The organism is Methylobacterium sp. AMS5 (assembly GCF_001542815.1).
Lineage (GTDB): Bacteria > Pseudomonadota > Alphaproteobacteria > Rhizobiales > Beijerinckiaceae > Methylobacterium.
In genome coordinates, this window is record NZ_CP006992.1 from 2,264,444 (window position 1) to 2,282,712 (window position 18,269).

The following is an 18,269-nucleotide window of genomic DNA, read 5'->3' on the forward strand; positions in this document are numbered from 1 at the left end:
CTCTCGGCGCAGACGCATTAGGCGCCGCTCAAGACCTCTTCGACGAAGGCCGGCACGGTTTCGCTCGCGCGCCCGAGCCGGGTCGCCTCGAACAAGCCGGCATTGTCGGCGGCCTCGAGCGTGAGGGCGAGCGTCGGGATGCCGAAGGCGCGGGCCTGCGCCACGTAGCCCGCCGCCGGGTAGACCGCACCGGAGGTGCCGATCGCCACGAACAGGTCGGCCTCGGCGAGCGCCTCGTCGATCGCTTCGAGGTGCTGGGGCATCTCGCCGAACCAAACCACGTCGGGCCGCATCCCGCCGCTATGACCGCAATGCGGGCATGGGGTCTCGACGGTGAGATCCTCGTGCCAGACGGTGTCCGTCGCGCAGGCGGTGCAGCGGGCCTTCCGCAACTCGCCGTGCATGTGCACCACGTGGCGCGAGCCGGCCCGCTCGTGCAGATCGTCGATGTTCTGCGTGCACAGGAACAGCCGGCCGCCGCGCTCCGCCAAGCCCGCTTCCAGCCGGGCCAGCGCCCCATGTGCAGGGTTCGGTGCGGCGGCGCGGGCGTCGCGGCGGCGATGATTGTAGAAGTCGTGGACCAGCACCGGATCGGCGGCGAAGCCTTCGGGCGTCGCGAGGCGCATCGGGTCGAACCGGGCCCACGCGCCGTCCGTGTCGCGGAACGTGCCGAGCCCGCTTTCGGCGGAGATTCCGGCACCCGTCAGAACGAAGATGTTGGTCATCGAGCGCCTCAAGCGTCCGGCAGGCGCGTGGCGAGGACCTTGTCGATGCGCCGCCCGTCCATGTCGACGACCTCGATCCGCCAGCCCTGGGTCTCGATCGCATCGCCCTCCGTCGGGATGCGTCCGAGCTGGACGATGAAGAAGCCGGCGAGCGTGGAAAAGTCGTCCGAGCGCGGTCGCTCGGGAAAGCCGAGGCGATCGAACGCGTCGGTCGCCGATATCATGCCGTCGATGAGCAGAGAGCCGTCCTCGCGCTCGACCACCATCCGCTCCTCGCCGGGCTCGGGGATCTCGCCGGCCATCGCCTCCAGCAGGTCGGTCTGGGTGACGATGCCCTCCAGGCTACCGTACTCGTCGACGACGATCGCCATGCGCACCGGCTTGGTCTGGAACATCTCCAGCACCTTGAGAATCGCCAGACCCTCGTGGACGACGATGGGCTCGCGGGTCGCTCCCCTCACATCCAGGGGCTTGCCGTCGAGGAACTGGTCGAGCAGATCCTGCTTGCGCAGCACGCCGACGACGTCGTCGATCTGCGCCCGGCTCACGACGAGCTGCTCGTGGCGGCAGGCGCGCACCGCCTCGATGATCTGCTCCTGGGAATCGTCGAGATCGACCCAGTCCACCTCGTTGCGCGGCGTCATGATCTCGCGGATGCGCCGCTCGCCGATGGCGAGGATGCGCGCCACCGCATCCTCCTGCGCCTCGTGCAGCAGGCCCGCCTCGTGGCTCGCGGTGACGAGCAGGCTGAGTTCTTTCGGGGAGGGAAGGTTTCCCTCGCCCTCGCCGGGCCTCAGGCCGAGGAGCCGCAGCACCCCGTTGCCGAGGCTGTTGAGGAGATGGATCGCCGGGCCGAAGACCAACAGGAACAGGGTCAGCGGCCGCACGATCACGAGTGCGGTGCGCTCGCTGCGCTGGAGCGCGAGGCTTTTCGGCGCCAGCTCGCCCAGCACGATGTGCAACGTGGTGATGACGGCAAAGGCCAGCGCCACGGCCAGCGTATGGGCGCTGAGGCCGGCGGCTTTCTCCGGCAGCCAGTAGAGCAGCGGTTCGATCAGGTGGGCCAGGGCCGGCTCGCCGACCCAGCCGAGCGCCAGCGAGGACAGCGTGATGCCGAGCTGCGTCGCGGCGAGATGCGCGTCGAGCCGGTCGGTGGCGCGCTGAAGCGCCTTGGCATTGAGCCGGCCCTCGTTGACCAGTTCGGTGACCCGGCTGCGCCGCACCGCGACGAGGGAGAATTCCGCCGCGACGAAGAAGCCGTTGGCTAAGACGAGCGCGATGACCGCGACGAGGCCAAGCGCCGAAGACCAGAGACCGTCCGAAATCGTGCCCTCCCGGGGCCAAGCCGCACTGCTGACCGCCCCTGAGGCGGCACCGATGCTGAGTGTCTCTCACAAAATTCCCGCTGCGCCGTCGCGCCCGGAAAACAAACGTCCGGTGATCGGGAGTGTTGTGAGGCACTCTTAGAGCCGAACCCCTCTATGGGGGAAGAGGTTCGGGCGCATTCTCGCGTGGGCGACCTCGCCTGCGTCACCCGATCGGCGCGCGCATCGTCATTTTCGTGGAAGCCGGCCGCTACCCTTCGGGACGATGCTATAGGGGAAGGATGTCGCCCCGGCCGCGCCACACTTCGTTTCCATGCATTTCGAAGGGCCGATCCCAGTGCGGGGCCCGGTTTTGGCGTTGTCGAGGAATGTGGCCGTGATCAAGCTGCCGAAGCTGTTTCGGCCCAAGCGCCGCGATGCCGCGGTGGCCGCCCCCTTCTTCGATCCCGCCTTCTACCGCTCGGCCTATCCCGACGTGGCTTCGGGCGGCGGCGACCCGCTTCGGCACTACCTCGACCATGGCTGGCTGGAGGGCCGCGACCCGTCCGCGGTGTTCTCGACGTTGTTCTACGCCGACTACCACCTCGCCGACCGGGCGCCGATCAACCCGCTTCTCCATTATGCGGGGCTCTCGCCGACCGAGCGGCTTCGGGTCGCGACGCAGCCGGGCCCGGATTTTACGGCGCTCCAGGCCGGCGTGGTCGAGCCCTATTTCGATGCGCCGTATTATGCCCGTCTCGCCGGTCTCGAGGCAGGCGAGGACCCGCTCACCCACTACCTGACCAAGGGCTGGCGGCGCGGGCTCGACCCGAACGACGCCTTCTCGGGTGATGCCTACCTCCAGCGCCACGCGCATATGCGGCGCCTCGGCGTCAGCCCGCTCTATCATTTTGCCGCGACGCGACGGCTCCAGGCTTCGGAGGCCGCAGCCCCGCCCGCGCGGCGCGCCAAGCCGCAGGCCGCAATGCTGCCCGCGGACCCGGCCGAAGCCTCCGACGCGCAGATCTACGAGACGGTGGCGGCGGCCTTCGACCGGGAGCACTACCTCGACACCAATCCCGACATCCGCCGCTCCGGCGTCGATCCGGTCCGCCATTTCCTCGATTTCGGCGCCCGCGAGGACCGCGACCCGAGCCCCGACTTTTCGGTGCGATTCTACCGCAAGCACTACCGGCGGGAGATCGGCGCCGGGGTGAACCCGTTCTTCCACTATCTCGCGGTGGGTCAGCCGCGCGGCTTCCGGCCGACACCGTTCGGTCTCGGCACCTGGCCCGCGCAGGTCGCGCCGACGCCGGCCGAGTGGGAGCAGGCCAAGCCCGCCGCCGACATCGCGGCGGCGCGGGTCGTGCTGATCATGCCCGTCTACAAGGGCTACGACGACACCCTGCGGGCGATCCACTCGGTGCTGAGCGCAGGGCAGGCCACCGCCTTCGCCCTCCTCGTCATCGACGATTGCAGCCCCGATCCGCGCCTGAGTGCGGCCTTGGCCGAGCTCGGAGGCCGGGGCCTGTTCGCCCACCTCGTCAACGACGCGAATCTCGGCTTCGTACGGACCTGCAACCGCGGTCTGGACCAGGCCGCGGGCAAAGATGTGGTGCTCCTCAACGCCGACATCGTCGTCTACGGCGACTGGCTCGACCGCCTGCTCTGGCACCTCGACGCCGACCCCCGTGTCGCGACGGTCACGCCGTTCTCCAACAACGCCACGATCTGCAGCTATCCGCGGCCGAACGTCGACAACCAGGCCCGGCTCGAGATCACGCCCGCCGAGATCGACGCCTTCACCCGCGTCTGCAACGCCCGCACGAGTTCGCCGGTGCCGACCGGCGTCGGCTTCTGCATGGCGATGCGCCGGGAGGCGATCGCGGCGGTGGGGCTCCTCGACGCCGAGACCTTCGGTCGCGGCTACGGCGAAGAGAACGACTTCTGCATGCGCGCCCTCAAGGCGGGCTTCACCAATGTGCTGGCCCACGACATCTTCGTGTTCCATTCCGGCAGCGTCTCCTTCGGCGCGCTGCTCGCGACCAAGGGTGCGGATATCTTCCGCGCGATCCTGACCAAGCACCCCGACTACCAGCGCCGGGTCCACAACCACATCGAGCTCGATCCTGCGCGCTTTGCCCGGCGCCGCCTCGACCTCTCCCGCTTTGCCAAGCGCGCCGCAGCAAGCGCCGGGCGCGGTATTGCCCTGATCGTGACCCACGATCTGGGTGGCGGCGTCGAGACCCATATCGAGGCGCTGAGCGCCCGGCTCGCCGAGGCCGGACTCGCCGTCGTCTACCTGCGCACCGACGAGCCCGGCGGGTTCAGGCTCGGCCTGCACGGGGCGGGCGGGATCGACTTTCCCGTCTCGATCCTCGACCCGCTCTCCCTCGACCGGGATGCGGATCTCCTCGCCGAGCTGATCGGCTGGCTCGCCCCGGCGATGGTGCATGTCCACTCGCTGGCAGGACTCGATGCCCCCTCGACCCGCGCGGCGATGCGGCTGATCGAGGCGGCGGGGACCGGCTACGACGTGACGCTGCACGACTACGCCTCGGTCTGCCACCGCAACAACCTCGTGCGGCCCGACGGCGTCTTTTGCCGTCTGGCCGAGCCCGCCGCCTGCCGCGACTGCATCCGCCTCGATCGCGACGCCGACGGGATCGTGCTGCCCGATCCCGCCGAGCGGCGGCGGGACTGGGCCGGGTTCCTCGACCGCGCCCGGACGGTGTTCGCCCCCTCGGCCGATCTCGCGGATCGCATCGGCAGCACGTTGCACCTCGACCGCATCGCGCTGCGCCCGCACGAGGAGACGCTCGCCGGTGTCGAGCTCAAGGCGCGCCAGCGCCGGGAAGGGCCGCTGCGGGTCGCGGTGATCGGATCGATCGGCGCGCACAAGGGCTACGACGTCGTCCACAACCTCGCCCTTGACGCCCGGTTGCGGCAATTGCCGATCGTGTTCACGATCGTCGGCCATTCTGCCGAGCCGCGCGCCATGGAGGCGGCGGGGGTGCGCGAGACCGGCCTCTACGGCAGCGATGCGGCGGCGCTCGCCGAGATCGCCCGGCTCGATCCGGACCTCGTCCTGCTCCCCTCGATCTGGCCGGAGACCTACTGCTACACGCTCTCGCTCGCGCTGGCGGCCGGGGTGCCGCCGGTGGTGTTCGATCTCGGCGCCCAGGCCGAGCGGCTGCGCGCGAGCGGGGCGGGCCATCGCCTCGATCCCGCGCTGGCCGACGACCCGCAGCGGCTGAACGCGGCCCTGCTCGCGCTTCCCATCGACGCGCTCTGGGCCGCCCGCGAGCCGTTTCGGCCGACCGTCTACCCGCGGATCCTGGAAGATTATTACGGCCTCGACGCGGCCGCCCTCTCGAACATCGCGCCCGAGGCGGGGAGGGAAGGGGCCGCTTCGGTCGATCACCGGGACGGGCTGCGCGCCGCGCGATCCCGCCACATGTCATAGACGGGGCTGCGACTCAGCGGCTACAACGGTCAAGCTAGGCGAGTCTCGCGCGGTCTCGCCTCGGCGTTCGTTGCAAGCCAAGGGGAAGCCCATGACCACGCAGAACCTCAACGTGACCGCCCGCGAACGCGACACGCTCCTGGCGGCGTTGCGCTACTATCAATTCTACCGGATGCAGGGACATCCGTTCGACCCTCGCAAGGACGACCTGATCGACACCATCGCCGCCAGCAGCGGCGAGGCCCTCGACGTGACCGAGATCGACGATCTCTGCGCGGGCCTGAACGGCAACCGCCACGCCCTGGCCAGCGTGGCCGCCTGAGAAGCCTCCGCGACGCCCGCCGAGCCCAAACCAAGTCACTCAGGTCAGAAGGGCATTGAGGAGAACGGCCGCTCCGAGGCCGAGCACGAACGCCGCCGCGAGCAGCGATGTGTCCGCGGCGGTCATCGGGAGGCTTCGCCCGCCGAGATGCCGACCAGAAGCGGCCGGCGGGTGACCACGACTTGCCCCGGAACCGGCGCTCCGTCGTCGATCCGGGCACTCACCGGAACCGTGCCACCCGCTTGCGGCAGGCGCTGGGTGAAGGCTTTGGCCGAGCCGGCCGGGCTCGGCACCGCTTCGACGAGGGACGGCGCGAGCAGGGCGTAGGCTGCCATCACCGTTCCGGCCGCAGCGATCTTGATCAGGTCCCGCATGATGTCCGCCCCTCCAGACCGGAGCCTTCGGCTCTCGTGTGGGGCGGTTCTACCGACCCCTGGTTGCCGGCGGATTTCCTCGTACGGTTACCGGATTGCGTCGCGCGTGATCGACGAAACATCGGAAACGGAACGTTTGGCCCGCCAGCCCAAGCGCGACCTTAGGGCCGGAACGCGCCCGTGGATGAGCGCCAGCGCACCCGGCATGGCTCGCTCCGCGCCCGCAGAGGCGGAGAGAGCGCTCGCCGAGGCGCCGAGGGAGGCGGTCGGGTGGAAGCCCGTGGGCCTACCCGCCGAACACCGAGGTCAGAACCTCGCCGCCACGGTTGATCGCGACTTCCCACAGGCCGAGATTGCGTTGCGTCACCCGCTCCAGATCCTTGGTCGAGGTGATCGGCATGCCGTTGATCGCCACGATCACGTCACCCTTGCGGAAGCCCGCCCGGCCGGCGAGCGAGCCGTCTTCGACGGTGGTCACCGCCACACCCTCGTCCGGCAGATCCGCCTGAAGCTCCTCGCCCACCGCGGGCGAGGTGTTGACGAAGGTCGCGCCCGCGAACGGCGTGCGAGTGCGGACCTTGAGGCTGTCGCGGGGCCGCGTCTCCGGCGCCGGTCCGAGCTTGATCTGGATCGTCTGCCGCTTGGTGCCGCGCAGGATGCCGAAATCGGCCGTGCCGGAAATGCCCTTGAGGGCGTAGCGGTAGCCGAAGGCTTCCGGATCTTCGACGGTCTGTCCATCGACCGTGAGGATCACGTCGCCGCGCTTGAGGCCCGCTTCCTCGGCCGGGCTCTTGGCCTGCATGCTCGCCACCAGGACACCGGTCGGCCGGTCGAGCCCCACGCTCTCGGCGATATCCGGGGTCACACCCTGTACGCGTGCCCCGAGCCAGGGCCGGCGCACGAGGCTGCCGCCGCTCTTGGCGGTTTCCACCACGGCGCGGACCATGCTCGCGGGGATGGCGAAGCCGATGCCGTGGCTGCCGCCGGACTGCGAATAGATCGCGGTGTTGATGCCGACGAGATGCCCCTTGAGGTCCACGAGCGCGCCGCCGGAATTGCCCGGATTGATCGCCGCATCGGTCTGGATGAAGAACTGGTAGTCCGACGATCCGACCTGGGTGCGGGCGAGCGCCGAGACGATGCCCTGCGTCACCGTCTGACCGACACCGAAGGGGTTGCCGATCGCCATCACGAAGTCGCCGACCTCCAAGTGGTCGGAATCGCCGATCGGCATCGAGGCGATGTCGGCCGGGCCCTTGATCTTGAGCACGGCGAGATCGGTGCGGGGGTCGCGCAGCACGATCTGCGCCTCGAATTCACGCTTGTCGGCGAGCGCCACCTTCACCTCGTTCATGTTCTCGATGACGTGGTTGTTGGTGATGACGAGGCCCGAGCCGTCGACGATCACGCCCGAGCCCAGGGAGCGCTGCGCCCGCTCGCCGGGCATGCCGCTGGGGCCGCGGCCCGGACGGTCCTCGCCGAAGAAGCGGCGCATGAACTCCTCCATGGCGTTGGAGCGCGCGGAGCGCTTCTCGACATGGGAGGCATAGACGTTGACCACGGAGGGTGCCGCCCGCTTCACCACGGGGGCGAAGGAGAGCTGGATCTCACCCTTCGAGAGCGGCACCGCCTTGTCCGGGGAGGCCTTCTCCGCGGCGGGCTTTCCGGGCGTGTTCGCCATCTGCGCGCTCGCGGGCGCGGTGGCGAGTAGCACGGATACGAGGCAGGCCGGCAGGAGCGGCGAGGAGGGCATGCGAGGTCTCCGGAGGTCGCTGGAGCGGTGGCGGGCTATGTAGACCCTGGGACCGCAGCGCGCGAGGGGCTGGCGCAGCGTCCGCGTCATGCGGCATGGGCCGCCGATGCGATGCCGGCTGCGTGCGCCTTGCCGTCCTGCCCGACCCAAATGCCGGTGCCCGCCTCCGGGAAGGCCTTGTCCTCGGTCGGCTCCGGCTCTGCTCAGGCACAGCTGGAGCTCACGACGCGGGGTGCTTTTCACCGCCGGTTGGCCGCGAGGGGACTGACGAAAAAGGGGCAGCCGCCCGATGGCGACTGCCCCGATCTCATGCCTCGGCCGGTTCTGGTTTCAATGTCGGCGGGCGGTGTCGTGCAGGCGGTTGGCGCTGCGGACGATCGCGCTGAAGCAGCTCAACGAGGCGTCGGCGGCGCGCTGCATCTCCGTGACCTGAAGGCGGATCGCCTCCGCCGGTGACTTGGCTTGGGCCAGAGCCTGGAAATGGGCGAGCACCGCTTCGCTCTCGCCGCGCGCGAAGGCGAACAGCTTGGCATTGATCTCGGTGAGCGGCGCGAGAGTGGGCGCGAAAGCGAAGTTCACGCCGATGCGGACGCTGTGCCTCTTGGGCCGGGCGTCGTCGGACGGCTTGGTCTCGGCCAGAGTCGTCGGCAGCAGCGCCGTCTGGGCGAGCGTCTCGGTCGCCGTCTCGACGGTTTCGACCGCCTCGGATGCAATGGTTGCCGGTTCGGCGGACAGGGCGGGCGCCTGCTCCGACGCAGCTGTGACCGTCTCCTCGGGAGACGTATCGGAAGACTTGGCCGGCTGCTCGTCCGCATCGGACTGCGGCTCGGCCGGGGCGGGCTCGCCGGACGCTTCGACGGCTTCGACCGCAGCATCGTCTGCGGGAGGCTCTGCCGCTTCCGCGGCCTGGACCTCGGCGGTCTCCGGCACGTCCGTCTCAGGCTCCGTGCCCTCGTCGGCCGGCGTCTCGGCCAACAGCGTGTCGGCCACCTCGGCCGGAGTTGCGGTGACGGTCGGCGGCTGGGTGGTGGCGGGCGCTCCGGGTGAGCGTCCCCTGCGGCGGCTCGACGACATGGGCCTTCTCCTCGTTCGAAACCCTCTGCCTCAGCGCGGGTCCGAGCCGAGCCCGGAGCGCTGCGACGGAGCATAGCGTCGGAGCACGAGTGTGCCGAGCCCGCTCATCGCGGATTCGGCCTCTCATGCTCCCCGACGGGCCGGAGCCCGCAGCCGGCCCGGATTAGCGGGCGGTGCTCTGAGCGAGGGCACCGTATTCCTTGGCCTGGGCCTGGAACGCGGCGAACTGGGTCTTCAGGAACTCGGACTGGATCTCGAAGGCCTCGCGCGGGTCCTTCGCGCGCACGACGCGCTGCACGTAGTCGAAGGTGGTGTCGGCGTTGGCCTTGACGTGGTCGAGGCTCTTGAGCACCGCCGCGTTCAGCGTCGACTGGACGGTCGAGGCCGAGTTCCGGAGCTGCTCGGAGGTCTTCACCGCACCGTTCAGGAAGGTGCCGAAGGCGTTGCGAGCCTGATCGACGCTCTTGTCGGCGAAGTCGCGGAACTCGGCGGGGATCTCGAAGCTCTGGGTGCTCATCTGTCTCTCCTGTCAGACGGACCGGGAGAATTTGGTGTCGGGGAGCGTACAGAGCATCCCCGCGGCTAACCGGCCCACACCTCATATGTTGCGGTGCAACATGAAAGTCAAGGACAGTTTCGAGCGATCGAACTGCAATGTCCGGCAGCGCCTCGAATCAAAGTAAGCTTTTGTTACAAATTATGATTCCACCGCGTGACAGTCCGACGGGCCACCGCGGCAATTGGCACTATAATAGCGGAAAACGCCCTTTGCCAAGCGTGCTGCCTATGGAATGGACAACCACAGGCTCGGCGGCAGCCGGGGCCATATCGCACTGCCGCATTTTGTATTCGTCCCCGATCCGCCGATACAGCGCCAGCAGGGCACGAGCGTGGGCGGCGAGCGTCAGCGGCGCCTGCCAATATCTGTCATAGGCCTCCCGGCCGAGGCGGGCGGTCAGCGCGTCGCCCTTGAGCGCCTCGAAGGCGCCGGCCAGCGCTGCCACTTCCGGCTCGACGACGAAACCGGTCTCCCCGTCCGCCACCTTCTCCGCCGCGCCGGAGCGGCGCGACGCCACGACGGGAATCCCCTGGGCCACCGCCTCGTAGACGGTGAGCGGCCCGGTCTCGACCCAGCGCGAGGGTGCGCAGAGCGCCCGCGCACGGCGGCGCAGGATTGCCTCGACCGCTTCCGGGCTTCTCCAGCCGAGCACCTCGGCGCCCTCCGCCCGCAGACGCGCTTCGAGCGGGCCGGCCCCGATGAAGAGCGCGGGCAGTCCGGCCTGTCGCGCGGCCTCGGCGACGAGATCGGCGCCCTTCTCCGGAGTCAGGCGACCGACATAGACGATCGCATCGCCCGAAGCCGGCATGGCCGGCGCCCGCTTCTCCACCCGCACCGGGTTGTCGATGCGGTGATGGCGCAGGCGCAGGGCCCCGGACCGTCCCGCCACCCGCGCCCGGCTGCCGTCGCAGACATGGATGACGTCGAGGTCAGACCCTCGCGCCGCGACCCGCAGGGCGGCGGCGCGACCGACACGCACCAGCTTGTGCAGCCGGCTCTTCGGATCGCAGGCGGCCCCAAGGCAGGCGCCGGAGAGCGGGACGAGCGCGCAGGGCTCGGCCCGATCGAAGCGGTAATCGACACCGTTCGGACAGGTGAGGGCGTAGTCGTGCAGCGTCATCACCAGGGGAACGCCGCGGCCGAGCAGCACCGGCAGCACGGCGGGGGAGAACGCGCGGGTCCACTGGTGGAGGTGCAGACAGTCGGGCGGCACCGGCAGGCCGTCGAGCGCGCTCGCGAGCCGCGCGGCGGCCTCGCCGTTCCAGATCCCCGAGGCCGCGCCGCGCCATGCCGGCAGCGACCACACATCCGGCAGGCCGAGGTCGATGCGGTGCAGGCGCGGATGGTCGAGCAGCGGATCGACGGGTCCGGTGATCGCCTGGATGTAGGTCACCGCCGCGCCGGCCTCGGCGAGCCCGCGGGCGGATTCCACCGCGACCTTCTCGGCCCCCCCGCTCGCCGCGGCGAATTCGGCGAGAATCACGACGTGCATGGAAGCGCCCCGTCCGGAAGCGCGGGCACCGTCCCGAAAAGCGATTTTCCGGACGAAACGATGCTCTCGCGGTGAGGCCGCCCTGGCGCGGCGCGTGTCCGTTCAGGGTTTACGGGAGATCAACTGCCGGCTGGTAAACGTCGGCGAAACACCGATCCTCCGTGAGACACCGTGCATCGGGCGTGTCACGAGGTGGCGAGGGAGCGGGAATCGCCGTGCACGTCGTCCTCGTTCTCGACCATGCCCATATCAATGGCGGCCAAGCCAAGGTCGCTCTCGATTCCGCCGTGGGCCTGCGCCAGCGCGGCCACCGGGTCACGGTGTTCGCCGCGGTCGGCCCGGTCGATCCCCGGCTCGCCGAGAGCGGGGCGCGGGTGGTCTGCCTCGGGCAGGACGACATCGCCTCCACCACCAACAAGCTCGCTTTTGCCGCCCAGGCGATCTGGAACCGTAGCGCCACCGCCCGCCTCGCCGCGGAACTGACGCTGTGCGATCCCCGCGACACGCTGGTGCATGTCCACGCCTTCGCCAAGGCCCTCTCGCCCTCGATCGGCACGGCGATCCGGCGCTCGGGTCTGCCGTGCCTCTACACGATGCACGAGTTCTTCCTCGTCTGCCCCAATGGCGGCTTCTACGAATATCCGGCCGACCGGATCTGCCACCGCACCCCGATGTCGGCGGCCTGCCTCACCACGAATTGCGACGCGCGCTCCTACCCGCGCAAGCTCCTGCGGGTGGTGCGCCATCTCGGCCTGGAACACGTCGCCGGCCTGCCCAACCTGTTCCGCCATGTGGTCACGATCAGCGCGCTCCAAGAGCGGGTGATCGCGCCGCTCCTGCCTCCGCGCACGGTGTTCCACCGGATCGACAACCCGATCTCGGTCGAGCGGCAGCCGCCTGCGCACGAGGGACGCGGTGATGTCCTGTTCGTCGGCCGCATCTCGACGGAGAAGGGCGCGCCGGTCTTCGCCGAGGCGGCGCGGCGGGCCGGACTCCGCCCGGTTTTCGTCGGCGACGGTCCGAACGCGGCGGAACTGAAGGCGCGCTATCCCGAGGCGGTGATGCTCGGCTGGAAGGCCGGGCCCGAGGTGCAGGCCCTGATGCGGCGCGCCCGTGCCCTGGTGTTCCCGAGCATCTGGTACGAGGGCCAGCCCCTCACGGTCTACGAAGCGCTCGCCTGCGGCTGCCCGGTCATCGTCTCCGATGCCTGCGCCGGGCGCGAGGCGGTGGAGGACGGCGAGAACGGGTTCTGGTTCCGCTCGGGCGATGCCGGTGCGCTCGCCGCCCATCTCACGCGGCTGTCGGACGACGCGCTCGCCGCCCGCATGGCCGAGCGCGCCTACGAGCGCTACTGGTCGGCGCCGCTCAGCGTCGATGCGCATCTCGACCGGCTGGAGCAGGTCTACGGCCTCGTGATGCGCGAGGCGCCTGCTTTTCGCCCAGTCGAGGGACCGGGCTTGCGCGGCGCGGCGTCCGCCGGCCTGTGAGCCGCGACGCAACAGGAACGCCCGCCTCGCGTTGGTGCGCATGAAGGCCGCGACACGCGGCGCGCCCGACAACGGAGACCGATCCCCATGTCCGAGACCACCAAGCAGCCGACCGACGAGACCAAGCCCAAAGGCTTCCAGCAGGACGGCCAGCGGGACGGCAAAGGCGACAAGTCACTGGCCGAGAACCAGAAGGACGAGAAGGACGAGCGCCTCGACGAGGCGTTGGAAGAGACCTTCCCGTCGAGCGATCCGGTCTCGGTGAAGATCACGAAGTAAGGGGCTGGGTGGGCGACCCGCCCGCCCTTCCGCCTCACGCTGCGACGTCCGGTTCCCGCCGAATCGGCCCGACGGCCTGCGGGCCGGGGCTTGGCCGACCCATGGACCGACCGATGGGCCGACCGATGGGCCGACCGAACAAATAGCCCTGCACCTCCTCGCAGCCCTTGGCCCGCAAATGGGCGAACTGGGCTTCAGTCTCGACACCCTCGGCCACGGTGACGATGCCGAGGCTTGCGCCGAGGCCGATCACCGCCTGCACGATCGCGGTCGAGTGCGGATCCTCGCCGAGTCGCCTTACGAACGAGCGGTCGATCTTGATCTTGTCGAAGGGAAACTTCTGCAAGTAGCTCAACGAGCAATAGCCCGTTCCGAAATCGTCCATCGCAATCCGGACGCCGAGATCCCGCAGGGCATGCAGCGTCGCGACGTTGGCCTCGCTCGCGGCCAGCAGCAGCGATTCGGTCACCTCCAGTTCGAGGCGATGTGGTGCGAGCCCGGAAAGGGCAAGCGCCTCGCGCACCGTCGCGACGAGGCCGGGATCGCGGAACTGCACCGGCGAGAGGTTCACCGCGATCCGAACCGGATCGGCCCACAGGCTCGCCTCGGCGCAGGCTTGCCGCAGGACCCAGGCGCCGATCGGGACGATCAGGCCCGATTCCTCGGCGAGCGGCACGAATTCGGCCGGCGGGATCGCCCCCTCGACAGGATGGTGCCAGCGCAGCAGCGCCTCGAACCCGACGATCGCCCGCGAGCGGACGCCCACGACCGGTTGGTAGGCGAGCGCGAGATCGCCCCGGGCGAAGGCCTCGTGCAGGTCGGCCTCCCGTCGGCGTCGGGACCGGTCCCAACTGTCCATCGCCGCCTCGAAACAATGGGCGATGCTGCCGCCATCCGCCTTCGCCCGGTAGAGAGCGAGGTCGGCGTGGCGCAGCAGGGTGTCGGAATCGGTTCCGTGCTCGGGCAGGCATGCGATGCCGACGCTCACGCCGATCTGGCACTCCCGGTCGCCGAGCCTGACCGGACGTGACAACGCCTCGATGATCCGGCCGGCGACGGCGGACACGGTCGCGGCGTCGGGGGTGCGCAGCAGCACCGCGAACTCGTCGCCGCCGAGGCGTGCGACCAGATCCTCCCCACGCAGGCACGCCGTGACCCGGTCCGCCACCGCTCGGAGCAGTGCGTCGCCCGCCGGGTGGCCGAGGGTGTCGTTGACGAGCTTGAACTTGTCGAGGTCGAGGCAGAGCAGGGCGGCGCCCGCGCCGGTGCGGGCCTGCTCGGCGATCACTTCCGCGAGGCGGGTCGTGAACAGCGCCCGGTTCGGCAGGCCCGTCAGCGCATCGTGGTGGGCCATGTGGGTGATGCGCGCCTCGGCGCGGCGCTGCTCGGTGACGTCGATGGCCGCGCCGAGCACCGCCGGCCGGCCCTCGAAGGCAAGGCTGCGCTCGAACAGCGTCACTTCGATCAACGAGCCGTCGGCCCGACGATGATGGTGCAGGCGGCCGTCGCGGGCGAATCCGCACGATCCGGCCGCCGACAGGTCCGGCAGGCCCCGGGCCAGGAAGGCTTCGCGGCTGTAGCCATAATGGGCGACCGCCGCCTCGTTCACGGCGACGAAACGGGCCGAATCCTGATCGACCAGCCACATCGGCAGCGGATTGCTCTCGAACAGGAAGCGGAACGAGGCCTCGCGCGCCTTGATGTCCCCGACATCGGTCATGGCGACGGCGACGAGATCGCCGATGGCCTGCGCCTCCACCTTCAGGTGCAGCGTCGTCCCGTCGGCGCGCGGCACCGCGAGTTCGAACGTCGCCCGATCGGTGCATCCCAGGACGCCCGACAGCCGTTGCGTCACGCCGAGCCGCGCCGGGACGAGATCGCCCAGCCGCTGCCACTGCAGGCTCGCAACCGGCCGCCCGAGGATCTCCGCGGCGCCCTGATTGAGGGCGACGATCTTGAAGTCCGCGACCGCACCCGATGCCTCGCGGATCGCGCCGAGCGCCATCAGGCCCTGGCCTGTCGCGCCGAACATCGCCTGCATCGGCTCGGTGCGCACGCCCTCACCATCGACGTGGACGAGGAGGAGCGGCGTTCCGCTGCCGTTGGCGAGCGGGACGCCGACGAGATTCCAAGTGGTGACGACACCATCGGTGATGCGGTCGCATCGGGCCCTGGCCGGCTCGCCGGTGCGCAGGGCGGCGACCCCGATCTCCTCGATCGGCCGGCGGATCTCGTCGGGCATCTGCACGAGCGGCCGGTCGCGGATCTCGTCGTCGAACCAGTCGCGAAATCCCGGACCACCCCAGAGGATGCGCTCGGCCCTGCCTTCGCGGGTGGCGACCAGGGCGCAGCGGTCGGCCAGGCGGCCGAGCCTGCCCAGGACGACGGCATCGTAAGCCGGCATCGCTCCGGGACGGGGCCGGCAACTGCGCCAGTGCTGGACCAGCGCGGCGGCGTACGCGTCTGATATCGGGATGGGCAAGCGAAAGCCGTGCTCCGAGAGGATCGGATCACGGCCTAGCCATCATTCGTTGAGGGGGAGTATATGAGCCGGCTCTTCAGGCCGCATCGAAATGATGGGTCGCCCTCGACCAGTATAGTGCCAACCGAGGGCGCGTTGTGTCTTGATTATTGCTCCAGCAGGCGCCGGGCGATGACCTGGGCCTGGATCTCGGCGGCACCCTCGAAGATCGAGAGGATGCGCGCGTCGCAGAGCACGCGGCTGATCTTGTATTCCAGCGCGAAGCCGTTGCCGCCGTGGATCTGCAGGGCGTTGTCGGCCGCCGCCCAGGCGACGCGGGCGCCCAGCAGCTTGGCCATGCCGGCCTCGAGGTCGCAGCGCTTGCCCTCGTCCTTCTCGCGGGCGGAGAAGTAGGTGAGCTGGCGGGCGATGTTGATCTCCACCGCCATCATCGCGAGCTTGTCGGCCACCCGCGGGAACTCGACCAGCGCCTTGCCGAACTGCACCCGCTCCTCGGCGTAGCGCAGGCCGATATCGAGGGCCGACTGCGCCACGCCGATGGCGCGGGCCGCGGTCTGGATGCGGGCCGACTCGAAGGTCTGCATGAGCTGGGCGAACCCCTTGCCCTCGATCTCGCCGAGCAGGTTGTTGGCCGGCACCGCGAAATCCTCGAAGGAGAGTTCGTACTCCTTCATGCCGCGGTAGCCGAGCACTTCGATCTCGCCGCCCGACAGGCCCTCGACCGGGAAGGGCTCCTCGTCCGTGCCGCGGGGCTTCTCGGCGATGAGCATCGAGAGGCCGCGGTGGCCCTTCTCTTCGGGCTTGGTGCGCACGAGCACGGTCATGATGTCGGCGCGCACGGGGTGGGTGATCCAGGTCTTGTTGCCCGAGATCTTCCACTGGTCGCCGTCCTTGACGGCCTTGGTGCGCAAGCTCGCGAGGTCGGAGCCGGTGTTCGGCTCGGTGAAGACGGCGGTCGGCAGGATGTCGCCGCTGGCGATGCCCGGCAGGAATCGCTGCTTCTGCTCCTCCGTGCCACCGCACAGGATCAGTTCGGCGGCGATCTCCGAGCGGGTGCCGAGCGAGCCGACGCCGATATAGGCGCGCGACAGCTCCTCCGAGACCACGCACATCGCGGCCTTGGGCATGCCCATGCCGCCGTATTCCTCGGGGATGGTGAGGCCGAACACGCCGAGTTCGGCCATCTTCTCGATGATCGACATCGGGATGTAGGCGTTCTCGAGGTGCCACTCATGGGCCTGTTCCACCACCTCGGCCTTGCCGAAGCGGCGCATCTCGGAGCGGATCGCCTCCATGTCCTCGTCGAGGCCCGAAGCGCCGATGGTCGCCGCACCTGCGCTCGTGGCCTCGCGGATCTTGGCCACCAGCGCGGCGCGGTTGGCGGGCGTGTTGCCCTCGGCCACCATGGCGTCGATCGCCGGCGTGCGCAGACCGGCGAGTTCGGCGGCGGTGAAGCCGAGCGCGGTCGGGCGGACCATCTCGCCCTGGCTCATCGGGATGCCGCCGAACATCTGGTCGAGATATTCGCCGATGCCGATCTTCACGAGCAGCGCCTCGGTCTCGCCGAAGCTGCCCTCGCCCTGAAGCCGCTCGGCGTAGTCGGCGAGTTCGCGCACCGCCTCGCCGTAGGTGGCGAGCCAGGAGAGGCCGTGGGCGGCGTGCTGCTCGCGCTCCAGCGCGCCCGCGTCGAGCTTGCCCTCGGGGCCCGTCACGCGCGCCTTCACGCGGGCGGTCGCCTCGGCGACGAGGGCCTTGGCGCCCGCGGCGGCGTCCTTGGCCAGGGCGACGAAATCGTTCGGGTCGTTGGCGGGCTGGACGGCGGGGGAAGCTGCCATGTGGGACTCTCTTCTCAAGCGCTCCGAGCCGAAGTGGATGGCATCACGGAGCGCGGTTCTCAGGAAAACGGTCAGATGCTTCCTTTATAGGTCGGATCGCCGGCACAATAGTGGTTTCTCATCGCCGCATCCCCTGTCTTTAGGCTGAATTCATCATACGGTTCACCGTGTTGCGCGAGTCTGAGGTCCGCTCGCCAAGCCGACGCCGGCGGCCGCCACCACCATGCCGGCGATCTGCACCGGGGTCAGCGCCTCGCCGAACATCACGTAGGCGATCGCCGCCGAAACCGGCGGCACGAGGAAGAGCAGCGAGGCGACGCCGGCCACCGCGCCGCGCCGGATCAGCGCCAGCAGCAGCAGGATGCCGCCGACGGAGTTGACGAGGACCGACCACGCCATGCCGAGGCCGAGCGGCAGGCTCGGGCTCAGATGCGTCTCGCCGGCGATCAGAGCGAGCGGGATCGCGAAGGCGGTGCCGCCGATGAATTGCAGGCAGGCATTGGTGACGAGGTCGGCGCCCGCGCCCTTGCGCTTCTGCCACAGCGTGCCCGCCGTCATGGCCAACATCGCGGTGAGGCACACCGCGAGCGCGTCCGGCGGGATGCCGGCGGCATCGACCGCCCCGAGCTTCGGCGCGAGCACCAGCCCCGCGCCGAGGAAGCCGAGCCCGATGCCCGCCCAGCGTCGCGGCGCGACCCGCTCGCCGAGCAGCGGCTGCGAGGCGGCCGCGGTGAGGAGCGGCTGGAGGCTGCCGACCAGCGCGGCGATGCCGGCGGGCAGGCCGCGATGCACCGACCAGAACACCCCGGCGACATAGATGCCCTGCATCAGCACGCCCGCGACCATCCCGTCGCGCCAGCCGGCGCCCTTGCGGGGCCATCGGGCGCGCAGGACGAAGGCGATGCCGGCCAGAACGAGCGCGACCAGGGCCAGCCGCAGGGCGACGAAGGCCAGCGGCTCGGCATAGGGCGCCACGTAGCGTGCGGCGACGAAACCGCTCGCCCAGATCAGCACGAAGGCGGCCGGGATCAGGCTGGAAAGAAGGCTCGACATGGCGCCCGGCAGGCAGCACGCAACCGACCTCATGGCAATCGGAGAAACCTGAGGGCGGCCATGC

General features: G+C 69.8%; 14 protein-coding genes. 4 read left to right on the forward strand and 10 right to left on the reverse strand.

Annotation, left to right across the window (positions count from 1 at the left end; all coding sequences use genetic code 11):
• Positions 1–17 precede the first annotated feature (17 nt).
• On the reverse strand, positions 18–725 hold the full coding sequence (locus Y590_RS10235) for an SIR2 family NAD-dependent protein deacylase (RefSeq protein WP_060769739.1): 708 nt from the start codon (positions 723–725) through the stop codon (positions 18–20).
• A gap of 8 nt (positions 726–733) precedes the next feature.
• Positions 734–2,005 carry a hemolysin family protein gene (locus Y590_RS10240; RefSeq protein WP_144439964.1) on the reverse strand — a complete coding sequence of 424 codons (1,272 nt, stop codon included), beginning with the start codon at positions 2,003–2,005 and terminating at the stop codon, positions 734–736.
• Positions 2,006–2,426: 421 nt separating this feature from the next.
• Between Y590_RS10240 and Y590_RS10245 the strand changes: the two genes are divergently transcribed.
• Positions 2,427–5,495, forward strand: a complete 3,069-nt coding sequence (locus Y590_RS10245; RefSeq protein WP_060772242.1) for a glycosyltransferase — start codon at positions 2,427–2,429, stop codon at positions 5,493–5,495.
• Between the two features lie 91 nt (positions 5,496–5,586).
• Entirely contained in the window at positions 5,587–5,817 is a 231-nt protein-coding gene (locus Y590_RS10250; protein WP_003597189.1) for a hypothetical protein, read from the forward strand.
• A gap of 122 nt (positions 5,818–5,939) precedes the next feature.
• On the opposite strand, the gene Y590_RS10255 is transcribed toward Y590_RS10250, so the two are convergent.
• From Y590_RS10255 to Y590_RS10275, 5 genes are all read right to left on the reverse strand, one after another.
• Complete coding sequence (locus Y590_RS10255) at positions 5,940–6,191, reverse strand: hypothetical protein (protein WP_060769741.1); 252 nt, start codon at positions 6,189–6,191, stop codon at positions 5,940–5,942.
• Between the two features lie 286 nt (positions 6,192–6,477).
• Positions 6,478–7,944 carry a DegQ family serine endoprotease gene (locus Y590_RS10260; RefSeq protein WP_060769742.1) on the reverse strand — a complete coding sequence of 489 codons (1,467 nt, stop codon included), beginning with the start codon at positions 7,942–7,944 and terminating at the stop codon, positions 6,478–6,480.
• 330 nt (positions 7,945–8,274) lie between these two features.
• Positions 8,275–9,018 carry a phasin family protein gene (locus Y590_RS10265; RefSeq protein WP_060769743.1) on the reverse strand — a complete coding sequence of 248 codons (744 nt, stop codon included), beginning with the start codon at positions 9,016–9,018 and terminating at the stop codon, positions 8,275–8,277.
• A 163-nt stretch (positions 9,019–9,181) separates the two neighbouring features.
• Positions 9,182–9,535 carry a phasin gene (locus Y590_RS10270; RefSeq protein WP_060769744.1) on the reverse strand — a complete coding sequence of 118 codons (354 nt, stop codon included), beginning with the start codon at positions 9,533–9,535 and terminating at the stop codon, positions 9,182–9,184.
• Positions 9,536–9,764: 229 nt separating this feature from the next.
• Positions 9,765–11,069 (reverse strand): glycosyltransferase, encoded by a 1,305-nt coding sequence (locus Y590_RS10275; protein ID WP_060769745.1) that lies wholly within the window; start codon positions 11,067–11,069, stop codon positions 9,765–9,767.
• Positions 11,070–11,284: 215 nt separating this feature from the next.
• On the opposite strand from Y590_RS10275, the gene Y590_RS10280 reads away from it, so the two are divergent.
• Both Y590_RS10280 and Y590_RS10285 read left to right on the forward strand, forming a co-directional pair.
• On the forward strand, positions 11,285–12,556 hold the full coding sequence (locus Y590_RS10280) for a glycosyltransferase family 4 protein (RefSeq protein ID WP_060769746.1): 1,272 nt from the start codon (positions 11,285–11,287) through the stop codon (positions 12,554–12,556).
• A gap of 87 nt (positions 12,557–12,643) precedes the next feature.
• Entirely contained in the window at positions 12,644–12,835 is a 192-nt protein-coding gene (locus tag Y590_RS10285; RefSeq protein WP_060769747.1) for a hypothetical protein, read from the forward strand.
• A gap of 34 nt (positions 12,836–12,869) precedes the next feature.
• Here the strand turns inward: Y590_RS10285 and Y590_RS10290 are convergent, their stop codons facing one another.
• The 3 genes from Y590_RS10290 to Y590_RS10300 form a co-directional block, all read right to left on the reverse strand.
• A complete protein-coding gene (locus tag Y590_RS10290; protein WP_286161886.1) occupies positions 12,870–15,239 on the reverse strand; it encodes a putative bifunctional diguanylate cyclase/phosphodiesterase in 2,370 nt (789 codons plus the stop codon).
• A 224-nt stretch (positions 15,240–15,463) separates the two neighbouring features.
• A complete protein-coding gene (locus tag Y590_RS10295; RefSeq protein ID WP_060769749.1) occupies positions 15,464–17,152 on the reverse strand; it encodes an acyl-CoA dehydrogenase family protein in 1,689 nt (562 codons plus the stop codon).
• A 162-nt stretch (positions 17,153–17,314) separates the two neighbouring features.
• A complete protein-coding gene (locus Y590_RS10300; RefSeq protein WP_060769750.1) occupies positions 17,315–18,205 on the reverse strand; it encodes a DMT family transporter in 891 nt (296 codons plus the stop codon).
• Positions 18,206–18,269 lie beyond the last annotated feature (64 nt).

What these genes read in the sequence shown, in the direction of transcription:
- Y590_RS10275 (WP_060769745.1), bottom strand. Translation starts at nt 11,069, where the DNA reads ATGCACGTCGTGATTCTCGCCGAATTCGCCGCGGCGAGCGGGGGGGCC.
- Y590_RS10235 (WP_060769739.1), bottom strand. Translation starts at nt 725, where the DNA reads ATGACCAACATCTTCGTTCTGACGGGTGCCGGAATCTCCGCCGAAAGC.
- Y590_RS10250 (WP_003597189.1), top strand. Translation starts at nt 5,587, where the DNA reads ATGACCACGCAGAACCTCAACGTGACCGCCCGCGAACGCGACACGCTC.
- Y590_RS10300 (WP_060769750.1), bottom strand. Translation starts at nt 18,205, where the DNA reads ATGTCGAGCCTTCTTTCCAGCCTGATCCCGGCCGCCTTCGTGCTGATC.
- Y590_RS10285 (WP_060769747.1), top strand. Translation starts at nt 12,644, where the DNA reads ATGTCCGAGACCACCAAGCAGCCGACCGACGAGACCAAGCCCAAAGGC.
- Y590_RS10290 (WP_286161886.1), bottom strand. Translation starts at nt 15,239, where the DNA reads ATGCCGGCTTACGATGCCGTCGTCCTGGGCAGGCTCGGCCGCCTGGCC.
- Y590_RS10265 (WP_060769743.1), bottom strand. Translation starts at nt 9,018, where the DNA reads ATGTCGTCGAGCCGCCGCAGGGGACGCTCACCCGGAGCGCCCGCCACC.
- Y590_RS10255 (WP_060769741.1), bottom strand. Translation starts at nt 6,191, where the DNA reads ATGCGGGACCTGATCAAGATCGCTGCGGCCGGAACGGTGATGGCAGCC.
- Y590_RS10260 (WP_060769742.1), bottom strand. Translation starts at nt 7,944, where the DNA reads ATGCCCTCCTCGCCGCTCCTGCCGGCCTGCCTCGTATCCGTGCTACTC.
- Y590_RS10270 (WP_060769744.1), bottom strand. Translation starts at nt 9,535, where the DNA reads ATGAGCACCCAGAGCTTCGAGATCCCCGCCGAGTTCCGCGACTTCGCC.
- Y590_RS10295 (WP_060769749.1), bottom strand. Translation starts at nt 17,152, where the DNA reads ATGGCAGCTTCCCCCGCCGTCCAGCCCGCCAACGACCCGAACGATTTC.